Raw genomic sequence first — 12655 nt, 5'->3', positions numbered from 1 at the left:
AACCATGTCGACTGTCTCGCGAGCCGCCACCCACCAGAACATCTTCCGCAAGATGGACGACATCGTCTTCGAGCAGACGATCTCGCACCAGTGCGGCGTGACCATGAACGACAGCGTCGAGGCCCGTGCCATCGCCGAGTTCATGAGCCAGAAGCCCAATGTCACCGTGACCTATCAGCCGGCGCTGATCCGCATCGACGGTGAAGGCAAGCTGGTCTTCAAGATGGACGAGATCGGCGAAATTCTCGGCAAGGAGATGAACGCCGAGATCTTCGAGGTCAACACGTCCACGCATTACGGCCGCATGATTCGCGTCGACGACAACACGGTGACGCTGTTCGGCGACATGGACGCCATCCGCGAATACATCGAGTAGCCAGACGCGCGCGGGGCGGAGGGACGCGCGTCCTTCCGCCGCCGCGCGGGTCAACGCGGCCATCACACGCGACATCCAGGGAGAGGGACGATGTTCAGGACACCGGACGGGGAAGAGGTCTTCGTCATCGACGGCCACACGCATTTCTGGGACGGCAGCCCGGAGAACCAGGCCAATATCCACGGCAAGCAGTTCATCGACTGCTTCTATGCCTATCACAACGCGCTGAGCCCCAAGGAGCAGCTCTGGGCGAAGGACAAGTTCGAGAAATACAGCGCCGAGCAGATGTACAACGACCTGTTCGTCGACGGTCCCGACGACATGGCCATCGTCCAGTCGACCTATCTCAACGAGTTCTACAAGAACGGCTTCAACACCATCGAGCGCAATATCGAGATGGCGAAGGCGTATAAGGACCGCTTCATCGTCAACGGTGCCTTCGACCCGCGCGACGGCGAGCGGGCGCTCGACTATATCCATTACATGAAGGAAACCTTCGGCATAAAGGGCGTGAAGCTCTACACCGCCGAATGGAAGGGCGAGTCGCGCGGCTGGAAGCTGACCGACCCCAACGCCTACCGGTGCCTCGAGCTGTGCCAGAAGCTCGGCATCACCAATATCCACATCCACAAGGGCCCGACCATCATCCCGCTCGACAAGGATGCCTTCGACGTCCACGACGTCGATCATGTCGCGACCGATTTCCAGGGGCTCAACTTCATCATCGAGCATTGCGGCCTGCCGCGCCTCGACGATTTCTGCTGGATCGCGGTGCAAGAGACCAATGTCTATGGCGGCCTCGCCGTCGCGCTGCCGTTCATCCATTCACGGCCGCGCTACTTCGCCGAGGTGATCAGCGAATTGCTGTTCTGGGTCGGCGAGGACAAGCTGCTGTTCGGCTCCGACTACGCGATCTGGACGCCGCGCTGGCTGGTCGAGAAGTTCTGGAACTTCGAGATCCCCGAGGACATCAAGCAGGAGCACGGGGTCGACCTGACCCGCGAGGCCAAGCGCAAGATCCTCGGCCTCAACGCGGCCCGTCTCTACGGCGTCGATGTCGAGACGCAGAAGCTGAAGCTGCGGGACGCGTCCCTGGCGGTCGCGGCGGAGTAGGCGCCATGAGCCGCCCCCACGCTTCGCATCGTTCCGGTCGCCGCATCGACGAGGTCTGGGAGCGGCTGGCCGAGGTGATGGACCCGGAGCTCGACGAATCGATCGTCGATCTGGGCTTCGTCGAGGATGTCGCCATCGATCCCGAGGGCGGGGTCGATGTCGGCTTCCGGCTGCCGACCTACTGGTGCTCGCCGAACTTCGCCTTCCTGATGGCCGACGATATCGGACGGGAATTGCGGGCTCTGCCCTGGGTCCGGGCGGCGCGGCCACGGCTCGAGGATCATCTGTGCGCCGCGGAGGTCAATCGCGGCGCGCAGCTCGGCCTCGGTTTCGCCGAGGCGTTCCGCGACTACGAGGTCGACGGCTCGCTGGAGGAGCTGCGCGAGACCTTCCAGCGCAAGGCGTTCCAGCGCCGGCAGGAGGCCGTGCTGCTGGCGCTGCGGCGGGCCGGGTGGAGCGACGAGCGGCTGGTGGCGATGGACCTCGCCACCTTCGACCGCCTCGTGATCGCCGAGCCGGAGGGGGCGCGGCAGAAGCCGCGCTACCGCGCGCTGCTGCTCGAGCGCTGGCTGGCGGCCAAGCCGGACGACCGCGCCTTCGTGACGCTCGACGGCGAGCCGATCGCGGCCGAGGCGCTGCCCGCGCATCTGCGCACGCTCAGGGCGGTGCGGATCAACATGGAGGCGAGCGGCGCGCTGTGCCGCGATCTCGCCGGCGCGCGCTACCGGGAAACGCCGGGCGAGCGGTCCGGCGCCTGCGGCGGCGGGGGCGCCGGTTGCGGGGGCTGTTCGCTCGGCGCCCCGGGCGCTGCTCCGCTTCGGACAACGGCGGCGCCGGCCTGACACCGGCCGCGCGCTACCGACGACAGACAAAAACGAGAACTGGAGGAAGACGCCATGGCCAAACATATCCTGCATGACGGCGACGCCCGCCGCGCCCTCTCGCGCGGCATCGGCAAGCTCGCCGCTGCCGTCGAATCGACGCTCGGCCCCAAGGGCATGAACGCCATGGTCGACCGGCCGCTCGGCACGCCGATCGTCTCGCGCGACGGCGTCACCATCGCCTCCGAGATCGAACTGCCCGACCGCTTCGAGAACATGGGCGCGCAGGTGGTGCGCGAGGTCTCCATGCAGACCAACGAGGTGGCGGGCGATGGCACCACCACCGCCATGGTGCTCGCCAACGGGCTGATCCAGAACGGCGTCGCGGCGCTGGAGCGAGGCGCCAAGCCGGTCGACCTGTGCCGCGGCATCGACAAGGCGGTCGATCTCGTCGTCGAGACCCTGAAGGGCCGGGCGCGGCCGATCAAGGGCGACCGGCGCATGCTGGAGGCGGTCGCGACCATCGCCGCGACCGATCCGCATCTGGGCAGCCTCGTCGCCGAGGCGCTCGACCAGGTCGGGCTCGACGGCATCGTCTCCTCGGATTACGGCCTCACCATCGAGACCACGCTCGATGTCTCCGAGGGCATGTCGTTCGACCGCGGCTACATCTCCCACCACATGGTCACCGACGTGGAGAAGATGGAGGTGGTGCTCAACGAGCCCTACATCCTCTTGACCGACCTGAAGATCCGCGCTCCCGAGGAAATCGCCGGCATCCGCGCCGCCGTCTCGGCCGCCGGCCGCTCGCTGGTTATCGTCGCGGAGGAAATCTCGCCCGACGTCGTGGTCACGCTGCTCGGCGACGGCAATCGCGGGCGCGTGCTGGTGGTGAACCCGCCCGACTATGGCCACTGGCGCAAGGCGATGATGGACGATCTCGCCATTCTCACCGGCGGCAAAGTCATCGCGCGCGACCTCGGCGGGCGGCTGGACGAGGTGGGGATCGAGGACCTTGGCTCCGCCCGCCAGGTGCGCGCCAGCGCCCGCGAGACGGTGATCGTGCGGGGCGGCGGCGACCCGCAGGCCATCGCCGCCCGGCGGGCCCAGGTCGCCCGCCAGCACGACCTCGCCCCGCCCAATATCGAGCAGGACAAGCTCAAGGAGCGCCTCGCCAAGCTCTCCGGCGGTACCGCGGTGATCTATGCCGGCGGTGTCACGCCGGTCGAGCAGAAGCGCACCATCCAGCTCATCGACGATGCGCTCAGCGCGGCGCGGGCGGCGGCGGAGGAAGGCATCGTCGCGGGCGGGGGCACCGCACTGCTGCAATGCGCGCCGGTGGTGGCGGCCAAGCTCGGCAATCTCAACGGCGATGTCGGCGAGGGTATCCGGCTGGTGCGCGAGACGCTGGCGCGGCCGGCCGCCTTCATCGCCCGCAACGCGGGCTATGACCCCGACGGCATCGTCGGCAAGCTGATGGCCGCTCCCGATGGCGTCGGTTTCGACGCGGCATCGGGCGAGATGACCGACATGATCTCGGCCGGCATCGTCGATCCGGTTCGCGTTACCTACACGGCGCTGCGCAACGCGGCCTCGGTGGCGACGCTGGTGCTGACCACCAACACGCTGGTCGCCGACATTCCCGACCATGTCGATCCGACAGCCGGGCCGGCGCTGGGCGGCGGTGCTGAAAAGCTGGGACGCGCCTGATCCTCGCGTGCCGCCGGCCGGACCCGCCGGCGGCACACACCCCATCCACGCCGGCGCGGTGCGCCGGTGCGCTTGCCCATGATCGGCGACCCGTCAGTCCCGGTATCAGGAGTTCACGTCATGCGAAAATACGTCGCCGAATTCATCGGAACCTTCACCCTCGTCTTCTTCGGCTGCGCGGCGGTCATCTTCATGCGCGAGGAAGTCGGCCTGCTCGGCGTCGCCTTCGCCTTCGGCCTCTCGGTCGTCGCCATGGCCTATGCGATCGGCCCGATCTCGGGCGCGCATCTCAACCCGGCGGTCAGCCTCGGCGCCGTCGTCGCCGGGCGGCTGCCGGCCTCGGATCTCCCCGGCTACGTCATCGCGCAGTTCCTGGGCGGCATGGCCGCCGCCGGCGTGCTCTACGTCATCGCCTCCGGCCGAGTCGGAGGCTTCGACGCGGCGGCGAACGGCTTCGCGCAGAACGGCTGGGACAAATACGGCATGGTCTCCGCCTTCATCTTCGAGGCGACGGCGACCTTCCTGTTCCTCACCGTCATCCTCGGCGCGACGCAGCAGGGCGCCGCGGCGATCTATGCCGGCCTCGTCATCGGCCTCACCCTTGTCGCCATTCATCTCGCCGGCATCGCGGTCTCCGGGGCGTCGGTCAACCCGGCGCGCTCCTTCGGGCCCGCCCTGTTCGCCGGTGGCACAGCGTTGTCGCAGGTCTGGCTCTACTTCCTCGCGCCCTGCCTCGGGGCCGTGCTGGCGGGTCTCGTCTTCCGGGCCGGGATCACGCGGCAGGCGGTGCCGGCGTAAGGTGCGCCGCCGCTCCGGATGACGCTGCCACGTCTACGTGTTAGCCTGAATAGACAAATAAATCCGACCGCGTGAACGCCGACAGCCAAGCTCACAAGGCTGAATTCACGCGGGCGGCATAAAAATAACGGAGGAAACGGTGGTTTACATCATCACCAAGGACGACGGGCCTCGAAAAGAGGACGTCGCCGCCCGAAGACTGATCGAGGGCAATCGACAGACCATCCACCAGCTCGCCAACCACCTCACCGGCGGGCGCTGGCAGGAGATCCGCCATGCCCGGGCGGCGCAGGCCGCCCTCCCGGAGCCCGAGCGACGCACGGTCGCCGGCTACGCCCGACCGTCCGACAGTAGCGCGAAGCAGCCCTATGTGCGCATCAGCCCCAATGACCGGGTGGTCGTGGTGGATGCCGAGACCAGCCGTCAGCTGCTGTTTCTCGGGGAGTTGCGGCGCGAGGGGCAGGGCTATCGCTTCCGTCTGGCGACGCGCGGAAACGGCTTCTTCGATCCACTGACCGGCGAGGCGCTCGACCTGCTGAGCGACCTCGACGGAATCGCCCTGCACGGGGACGAGGCGCTCGATCCGTTCCGCCACGAACTCGGCCGCCGGCTCGGCATCGCAGCGGCCTGACCGCCGCGCGCGCCGGCAAGCTCTGATCTGCGACCGCAAGACGGGATTGTTCGCATGCAGGTGGAAGCGCCCATGGTGAAGCGGCCCTCCCCGTTCGATGCCGGCGCCCCGCCCCCGGATGGGCAGGACGAGGGCGCGGACGCCGCCGCCCCCGTGGCCTATGACGCCAGCGCCACGATGCGGGCGTGGGAGCGCTTCGTGGGGGCCCATCGGGAGCCGGCGGCCGGCGGGCTGGTGCGAGGCCTCATCGAGCGATCCTGGCAGCGCAGCGCGCGGTTGGGGGTCGATGCGCGGGGGCGCGGCAGCGCCGTGGTGGCGGGTGCCGACGAAATCAGTGGTCTGCGCCGCCGGCACCGGGAGATGGTGTCGGCAGCGGGCAAGACCTTCGAGCGCATCGCGGCGGTGCTTCAGGATACCGCCACCATGGTGGTCATCACCGACGAGCGTGGTGTGATCATCGAAACGGGAGGCGACCCGCGCACCATCGATTCCGGCCACGACATCCGGCTCGAACTGGGCGCCAACTGGGGCGAGAACGTCACCGGCACCAACGGCATCGGCACGGCGCTGGTGACGGGGCAGCCGGTCTATGTGCGCGCCGCCGAGCACTTCTGCGAGGGGGTGAAGGCCTGGACCTGCATCGGCACGCCGATCCGCAGCCCGCTCACCGGCGCCATCATCGGCGTCATCGATTTCTCCGGACCGCAGGACATCTTCCACCGTCACAATGTCGCGCTCGGCCTGATGGCGGCGAGCCATATCGAACTGGCGCTGGCGGAGGAGATGCGGATCGAGCACGCGCGCCTGCTCGACCTGTGCCTCGCCCGGCTGCGGGGCGGGGAGCGCGGCGACGGCTTCGTCGTGCTCGACCGCTTCGGCCGGCTGATCCACCGCAGCCCCGGCGCGGCCGATCGCCTGCGCCTGCCGAACGGGGAGGGCGAACTGCGCATCGGCGAGCAGATCGTGGATTTCCGTTCCGATCCCGGCGCCGATGACCCCCTCAATGACGGCTGGCGGGGCCGGCTCGTCGACGAGGCGATCGAGGGCCTCGCGCCGGAGCGGATCGAACCTCTGGTCATCGACGGGGATTTCGCCGGCGCGATGCTGATGCTGGGGGCCCCGCCGCGCCGTACCGGTGCGGCCGGCCGGCCGACCGGCCGCGAGGCGCAGCGCGCGCTCGACGCCGCCCGGGCGGCCATCATCGGCGACAGCGAGGTGCTGCGCGAGGCGGTGGACCGCGCCGAGCGGGCCGCGCGGGGGCGCACCTCCATCCTGCTCGAGGGCGAGACCGGGGTCGGCAAGGAGCTCTTCGCGCAGCTCATCCACGCGGCGGGGATGACCAGCGGCAAGGAGCCCTTCGTCGCCTTCAACTGCGGCGCTGTCTCGCGCGAGCTGCTGGGCAGCGAGTTGTTCGGCCACGCGCCGGGCGCCTTCACCGGGGCGACGCGGGAAGGGCGGGCGGGTCGGTTCGAGGTCGCCCATGGCGGCGTGCTCAGCCTCGACGAGATCGGCGAGATGCCGCTCGACCTGCAGCCCTATCTTCTTCGCGTGCTTGAGGAAAAAGCCGTCTACCGGATCGGCGACAGCAAGGCGCGGCCGATCGACGTGCGCCTCGTCGCCTCGACCAACCGCAACCTCAAGCAGGAGGCCGCGGAGGGCCGGTTCCGCAAGGATCTCTACTTCCGGCTCGGTGCGGTCCGCATCACCATCCCGGCGCTGCGCCAGCGGCCGGGCGACATCGGCCTGCTGATCGACCACTTCAACCACGCCTATGCGAGCAGCTATGGCGTCGACGCCCTGCGGTTCCGGCCGGAGGCCATCGAGGTGCTGGAACGCTATTCGTGGCCGGGCAATGTGCGCGAGCTGCGCAATCTCGTCGACAGCCTCAGCCTCATGTCGACCGGCCGGCTCATCGGCGTCCGTGACCTTCCGGAAGACGTCTTGGACGAGGCGGCAGCGCTGGAGGCGGGCATCGTCGCGCAGGTCGCCGAGGCGGACGAGGAGCCTATCACCCGCATCGACGCGACCGAGCGGCGGCTGATCGAGAAGGCGCTCGCCGCGTGCAACGGCAATACCTCGCTTGCCGCCGCCCAGCTGGGAATCTCGCGCAGCACGCTCTACCGCAAGCTGCAGCACTACCGCGATGCCGACGGGCAGGCGCAGGGCGGCGACGGGTCGGACGGAGGCAAGCCATGACGATTCCCGGCTTTTCCGGCGAGGGGGCGAGTCCCGGCAGTCTGGTCGCCACCGCCATTCTCGCCAATGCCGACCGCGATATCGCCTTCATCCTCCGCCTCACCGGCGCCAGCCTCGAGGTGCTGACGCGGCATTTCCAATCGTTCATCGAGGCGGAGTTGCAGCGCTGCGGCGTGGTCTATGGCGACCATCCGCTGCTGCGGCTGTTCGTCGAGACACATGCGCGGGAGTTGAGCGACTTCGTCGTCAGCGGTATCGGGCTGACGCACCAGTTCGGGCTGCAGGCCTTCGAGCGGCTGGGCGGCGACCGCCTGCGGCTGCTCCGCGCGGATCTGTGGGACACGCTGCGCAGCCACATCGAATCGGCCGAGCGGCACTTCGTCTCGGGCCTCGGCGGCTTGCGCGACATCCTCGCCGAGGTCGAGGCGCTGCGGCGCGGGGCGGCGGCGCCCGGGGGCGGCGATGGACGATAACGTGCTGAGAGATCTACTGATTCAGCGCCTTGCGCTGGTCGGCGACATGGCCCGGCTGAACGCCGCGCAATTGCAGATCCGCCAGCTCCTGGGCGGTCGCGAACTCGCGCTCGCCCTGGCGGAACGGGACGGCGGCGAGGGCGCGGACGCCGCGCTCGCGCTCGCCCGCGACGCGGTGGCGGAGGTGGCGGCGCGGCTGGCGGCAGGGGAGGCGGAACTGGACGGGCTGGGCGCGCGGCTCGACGCCATCGACGCCCGGATCGCCGTTCTCAACGCCCCGTCGGGCGGTGACCGATCAGTGCAGTCAGGCGGACGATGAGTGCGATCGGGTGACCGATCCGTGCAGTGAGGGTGAACGATGAGTGCAATGGAAGCAACCGCCTCGGCCGTGTTCGCGCTGCTGGCGCGCCACTGGCCGCTGGCCGCCCCGGCGACCGCCTGCGGCTTCGACGCCGCGGGCGCGAGCGCCGCCTTCGCCCTCGCCGACGGCACGGTGGCGATCGCGCCCATGGCCGATGCGGAATCCGCCGCCCGGCGCTGGCATGTCTCGATCGAGGACGGGCGGGCGACGCTGTCGCCGCGCAGCCGGCCGGTCGCGCCGCTGATCCGCGTGCCGGTCGACACCGGGCCGCTGCATCTCGCCCGCTTCGGCGCGGCGGGCTTCCTGGCCGGCGGGGCGAGCGGGCGGCTCGCCGAGATCGCGGCGGACGGGCAGGCGCTGGCGCTGGTCGACGTGGACAGCGCCCCGGTCGAGGCCATCCGCCCGGCCCTGGACGTCTCCGGCGGCGCGCTGGTCGCGGCCGGCGGCGTGGTGACGCTCTATCCCGGCGATGGGAGCACCGCGCGGGCGGTGGCCCGTTATGACGGCCGCCTCTGCGCGCTGGCGCCGTTGCCCGGCGGGCGTCTCGCCCTCGCGCACGCCGATGCGGTGCTTATCGTGGAGGGAGCGGGGGAAACCCGCCGCTTCGACCTTTCACCCGGCGCCGCGCTCGCATGGTCGCCGGACGGGCGGCGCCTCGCCGTCAGCCTCGCCTCGGGCGGGATCGCGGTGATCGAGCCCGCCTCGGGCCGCGTGCTCACGCTTGCCGACTACCCGGCGCCGGTGCGGGCGCTCGCCTGGAGCGCGGACGGGGCGCAGCTCGCCACCGCCGGCGCCTTCCGGCCGATCGTCTGGGATCTCGGCGGGCCGGAGGACGAGCTTCCCGCGACACGCCCGTCGACCATCGACACCGGCCGCGCCGGCTTCGTCGCCGTCGAGACGCTCGCCCGTCATCCGCGCCGGCCGCTGCTGGCGCTCGGCTTCGCCAGCGGCGCCATCGCGGTGGCGCCGGTCGGCAGCCGGGAAACCCTCATGCTGCGCGAGCCGGCCGGCGGCGCGCTCACCCACCTCGCCTGGAGCGGGGATGGCGAGCATCTCGCCTTCGCCGATGCCGAGGGCAGCCTCGGCGTCGTCGATCTGCCGCCGCAGCTCTTCAAGTGACACCCCCCGGAGGATACGCCATGCCCACCGCCGCCACCGCCCCGCAGCCGAGCGAAGCCGAGAGCAAGGACGGCTTCTTCGCCGAGCTTTCCGATATCGCCGAGCGCATGAGCGCCGCCCATGGCCGGGAGTTCGCCATGGGCGCGTTCATCCTCGCCGCGCGCTTCCTCGCCGAGAACAAGGCGGGCGCGATCCGCAACGAACCGGGCGCGACCAACTGACACCGCCCGCGGCGCCGACGGGGCGATTTGGAGCCCGTCCGGACCGGAGCGTCGCCGCATCCCGGGGAGCCCGACCGGGAGTGGCCGGGCGAATGACCGCGCTCCCTCTCCCCGGCGGGGAGAGGGAATTCCAGTTCAGGCTCTCAGGATGATGGCGTTCTTTGCCAGAGAGCATCCGAGAGGCTGTCGGCAACTCCCCCGGAGCGCCGTCATCCCGGCCGGAGCCATGGGCGAAGAGCCGGGATCGCTCGCCAAGGATAGCCACGCGATCCCGGATACGGCCTTCGGCCGCTCCGGGATGACGGTTATGGCGGACGATCCGGGCGGGCTCCAAAAGGCTGTCGTCAACTCCCCCGGGCGCACCGTCATCCCGGCCGGAGGTGTGGGCGGAGAGCCGGGATCGCTCGCCGGGACAGCCACGCGATCCCGGATACGGCCTCGGCCGTTCCGGAATGACGGTTGTGGCAGACGATCCAGACCGGCTCTCACCCCGTCCTGCCGCGCAGCAGGCGCAGGGCGTTGGCGGTTACCAGCACGGTGGCGCCGGTGTCGGCGAGGATGGCCGGCCAGAGCCCGGTGATGCCGGCGATGGTGGTGACGAGGAACACCGCCTTCAGCCCGAGCGCGATGGTGATGTTCTGGCGGATATTGGCCATGGTGCGCGTCGACAGCGCGATCATGGCGCCGACATCGCCGATGCGCCCGTGCAGGATGGCGGCGTCGGCGGTCTCCAGCGCGACGTCGGTGCCCCCGCCCATGGCGATGCCGATATCGGCGGCGGCGAGCGCCGGCGCATCGTTGATGCCGTCGCCGACCTTGGCGACCTTCGCACCGGATGCCTGCAACTCGCGCACGATCGCCTGCTTGTCGGCGGGCATCAGCTCCGCGCGGACCTCGATGCCGAGGCGCTCGCCGATCGCCTGCGCGGCGCGGACATTGTCGCCGGTGAGCATGACGAGGCGCAGCCCGGCGGCCTTGAGCCGGGCGAGGCTGTCCTGCGCATCCGTGCGCGGCTCGTCGCGCAGGGCGAGCGCGCCGGCGGCGATGCCGTCGACCACCAGCACCGCGACGCTCTTGCCTGCGCCGGCGAGGGAGGCGAGGCGTTCCGCCTGCGCCTCGTCAAGAGGCGCGCGGGCGGCGGCGGCCCGGGCGGAGCCGAGGAACGCCGGGGCGCCGTCGATCGTCCCGCTGACGCCCTCGCCGCCGATCGCCTTCGCGTCCGATACCGCCGGCAGCGCGATGCCCTGCGCTGCCGCGCGGGCGAGGATGGCGAGGGCGAGCGGATGGCTGGATCCGGTCTCCAGCGCGGCGGCCAACCTCAGCACGTCGCCTTCCGGCCGGGCGAAGGCGAGGATGTCGGTTACCTTCGGCTTGCCTTCGGTCAGCGTGCCGGTCTTGTCGAAGGCGACGGTGTCGATGCCGCGCAGGTTCTCCAGCACGGCGCCGCCCTTGATCAGCAGGCCGCGCCGGGCGCCGGCGGAAAGCGAGGCGGCGACCGCCGCCGGCACCGAGATGACCAGCGCGCAGGGGCAGCCGATCAGCAGCAGGGCGAGACCCTTGTAGATCCATTCGTCCCAGGAAGCGCCGAACAGCAGCGGCGGCAGCACCGCGACGAGGGCGGCGACCACGACGACGGCCGGCGTGTACCAGCGCGCGAAGCGGTCGATGAAGCGCTCGGTCGGCGCCTTGCTCTCCTGCGCCTCCTCCACCAGCGCGATGACGCGGGCGATGGTGTTGTCCTGCGCCCCGGCGGTGACGCGCACGCGCAGGGCGCCGTCGGCGTTCACCGTGCCGGCGAACACGGTATCGCCGGCGGCCTTGGCGACCGGCACGCTCTCGCCGGTCACCGGCGCCTCGTCGATGGCGCTGGCGCCGTCGAGGATCACGCCGTCGGCGGGGATGCGGTCACCCGGGCGCACGAGGATGGTCTGGCCGGGGGCGAGTGTCTGCGCCGGAACCTCGCGCGTGCCCGCGCCCTCCACCAGCAGCGCCGTTTTCGGCACGAGGTCGCCGAGCGCGCGGATGCTGGCCCGCGCGCGGCCGGCGGCGACGCCTTCCAGCAATTCGCCGACGAGGAAGAGGAACACGACGACGGCGCCTTCCTCGCCGGCGCCGATGATCACCGCGCCGACCGCGGCGATGGTCATCAGCATCTCGATCGAGAAGGGGGTGCCGACGCGGGCGGCCATGACGGCGCGGCGGGCGATCGGCACCAGCCCGACCAGCATGGCGGCGGTGAACACCCAGAGGTCGAGGCCCGGCCAGATGCGGCCGATCGCATAGGCGACGACGAGCGCCGCGCCGCAGGCGAGGGTCAGCCGCCCCTTGGGCGAGCGCCACCAGGGGCCGTCGGTGGGGCCATGGTCGTGGCCGTGCAGGCCGGGGACCGCGGCGGCCGGGGCGGCCGCGGGGCGGGCGTCATGCGCGTGTCCGGCGTGGTCGTGGCCGGAACCCGTGCCGACAGGGCCGTGGTCCGCATGGCCGTGATCGTCGTGGTCATGGTGGTCGTGCCCGCAGCCGGCAGCGGGAGCCGCCGGCGCCGGCTCGCGGTTCAGCGGCAGCGCCTTGTAGCCGAGGCCGTTGACGCGGCTCTCGATGGCGGCGGGGTCGGCGCCGTCATGGTGGACGGTCATCGTGCCGGCCGTCGCCGACACCGCGACGTCGGTGATGTGCGGCAGGCGGCGCACGGCGACGTCGATCTTGGCGGCGCAGGAGGCGCAGTCCATGCCCTCGACGCGGTAGCGCAGGAGGCGGGTGGCCGAGGTGGCGGCGTGGGCGGTCATGGCGAGACCTCTTGTCATTGTTCGCGGGCACGCTACATCCTCCAGCGACTAGA

The 12655-nt window shown here is 70.7% G+C and carries 12 protein-coding genes; 11 read left to right on the top strand and 1 reads right to left on the bottom strand.

Translation table 11 applies throughout. The features are described from left to right. Nucleotides 1-4 precede the first annotated feature (4 nt). The 11 genes from ACEUEL_RS20900 to ACEUEL_RS20850 all read left to right on the top strand — a co-directional run bounded on the left by ACEUEL_RS20900 (nucleotide 5) and on the right by ACEUEL_RS20850 (nucleotide 9819). Entirely contained in the window at nucleotides 5-376 is a 372-nt protein-coding gene (locus ACEUEL_RS20900; protein ID WP_405709784.1) for an MmoB/DmpM family protein, read from the top strand. A gap of 90 nt (nucleotides 377-466) precedes the next feature. Beyond that, nucleotides 467-1489 carry an amidohydrolase family protein gene (locus ACEUEL_RS20895; RefSeq protein WP_405709781.1) on the top strand — a complete coding sequence of 341 codons (1023 nt, stop codon included), beginning with the start codon at nucleotides 467-469 and terminating at the stop codon, nucleotides 1487-1489. A 5-nt stretch (nucleotides 1490-1494) separates the two neighbouring features. After that, nucleotides 1495-2331, top strand: a complete 837-nt coding sequence (locus tag ACEUEL_RS20890; protein ID WP_405709779.1) for a metal-sulfur cluster assembly factor — start codon at nucleotides 1495-1497, stop codon at nucleotides 2329-2331. A 54-nt stretch (nucleotides 2332-2385) separates the two neighbouring features. Beyond that, nucleotides 2386-4020 (top strand): molecular chaperone GroEL, encoded by a 1635-nt coding sequence (groEL, locus tag ACEUEL_RS20885; RefSeq protein ID WP_405709776.1) that lies wholly within the window; start codon nucleotides 2386-2388, stop codon nucleotides 4018-4020. A 120-nt stretch (nucleotides 4021-4140) separates the two neighbouring features. Then, nucleotides 4141-4818 (top strand): MIP family channel protein, encoded by a 678-nt coding sequence (locus ACEUEL_RS20880; protein WP_405709773.1) that lies wholly within the window; start codon nucleotides 4141-4143, stop codon nucleotides 4816-4818. Nucleotides 4819-4957: 139 nt separating this feature from the next. Continuing rightward, a complete protein-coding gene (locus ACEUEL_RS20875) occupies nucleotides 4958-5449 on the top strand; it encodes a hypothetical protein (RefSeq protein ID WP_405709770.1) in 492 nt (163 codons plus the stop codon). Between the two features lie 54 nt (nucleotides 5450-5503). Further along, complete coding sequence (locus tag ACEUEL_RS20870) at nucleotides 5504-7645, top strand: sigma-54-dependent Fis family transcriptional regulator (RefSeq protein ID WP_405709767.1); 2142 nt, start codon at nucleotides 5504-5506, stop codon at nucleotides 7643-7645. Continuing rightward, the gene (locus tag ACEUEL_RS20865; RefSeq protein ID WP_405709764.1) at nucleotides 7642-8118 is read left to right on the top strand and encodes a hypothetical protein; all 477 of its coding nucleotides are present in this window, start codon (nucleotides 7642-7644) and stop codon (nucleotides 8116-8118) included. The genes ACEUEL_RS20870 and ACEUEL_RS20865 overlap by 4 nt, the downstream gene beginning before the upstream one ends. Further along, on the top strand, nucleotides 8108-8437 hold the full coding sequence (locus tag ACEUEL_RS20860) for a hypothetical protein (RefSeq protein WP_405709761.1): 330 nt from the start codon (nucleotides 8108-8110) through the stop codon (nucleotides 8435-8437). Before ACEUEL_RS20865 ends, ACEUEL_RS20860 begins: the two co-directional genes overlap by 11 nt. A 48-nt stretch (nucleotides 8438-8485) precedes the next feature. After that, on the top strand, nucleotides 8486-9598 hold the full coding sequence (locus ACEUEL_RS20855) for a WD40 repeat domain-containing protein (protein WP_405709758.1): 1113 nt from the start codon (nucleotides 8486-8488) through the stop codon (nucleotides 9596-9598). 20 nt (nucleotides 9599-9618) lie between these two features. Then, nucleotides 9619-9819: a hypothetical protein gene (locus ACEUEL_RS20850; protein ID WP_405709755.1), complete on the top strand. Its 201-nt coding sequence runs from the start codon at nucleotides 9619-9621 to the stop codon at nucleotides 9817-9819. Between the two features lie 485 nt (nucleotides 9820-10304). Here ACEUEL_RS20850 and ACEUEL_RS20845 read toward each other — a convergent pair whose 3' ends face one another. Further along, nucleotides 10305-12602 (bottom strand): heavy metal translocating P-type ATPase, encoded by a 2298-nt coding sequence (locus ACEUEL_RS20845; RefSeq protein ID WP_405709752.1) that lies wholly within the window; start codon nucleotides 12600-12602, stop codon nucleotides 10305-10307. Between the last annotated feature and the right edge of the window lie 53 nt (nucleotides 12603-12655).

Origin of the sequence: Ancylobacter terrae (genome assembly GCF_045108345.1) — a bacterium.
GTDB lineage: Bacteria > Pseudomonadota > Alphaproteobacteria > Rhizobiales > Xanthobacteraceae > Ancylobacter.
The sequence above is the reverse complement of the archived record's forward strand: the minus strand, read 5'-3'. Positions and strand labels throughout refer to the sequence as shown.

Bases quoted from the DNA above. Each gene is read 5' to 3' on its own strand.
- ACEUEL_RS20865 (WP_405709764.1), top strand. From the start codon at position 7,642: ATGACGATTCCCGGCTTTTCCGGCGAGGGGGCGAGTCCCGGCAGTCTG.
- ACEUEL_RS20855 (WP_405709758.1), top strand. From the start codon at position 8,486: ATGGAAGCAACCGCCTCGGCCGTGTTCGCGCTGCTGGCGCGCCACTGG.
- groEL (WP_405709776.1), top strand. From the start codon at position 2,386: ATGGCCAAACATATCCTGCATGACGGCGACGCCCGCCGCGCCCTCTCG.
- ACEUEL_RS20895 (WP_405709781.1), top strand. From the start codon at position 467: ATGTTCAGGACACCGGACGGGGAAGAGGTCTTCGTCATCGACGGCCAC.
- ACEUEL_RS20860 (WP_405709761.1), top strand. From the start codon at position 8,108: ATGGACGATAACGTGCTGAGAGATCTACTGATTCAGCGCCTTGCGCTG.
- ACEUEL_RS20890 (WP_405709779.1), top strand. From the start codon at position 1,495: ATGAGCCGCCCCCACGCTTCGCATCGTTCCGGTCGCCGCATCGACGAG.
- ACEUEL_RS20880 (WP_405709773.1), top strand. From the start codon at position 4,141: ATGCGAAAATACGTCGCCGAATTCATCGGAACCTTCACCCTCGTCTTC.
- ACEUEL_RS20900 (WP_405709784.1), top strand. From the start codon at position 5: ATGTCGACTGTCTCGCGAGCCGCCACCCACCAGAACATCTTCCGCAAG.
- ACEUEL_RS20850 (WP_405709755.1), top strand. From the start codon at position 9,619: ATGCCCACCGCCGCCACCGCCCCGCAGCCGAGCGAAGCCGAGAGCAAG.
- ACEUEL_RS20845 (WP_405709752.1), bottom strand. From the start codon at position 12,602: ATGACCGCCCACGCCGCCACCTCGGCCACCCGCCTCCTGCGCTACCGC.
- ACEUEL_RS20870 (WP_405709767.1), top strand. From the start codon at position 5,504: ATGCAGGTGGAAGCGCCCATGGTGAAGCGGCCCTCCCCGTTCGATGCC.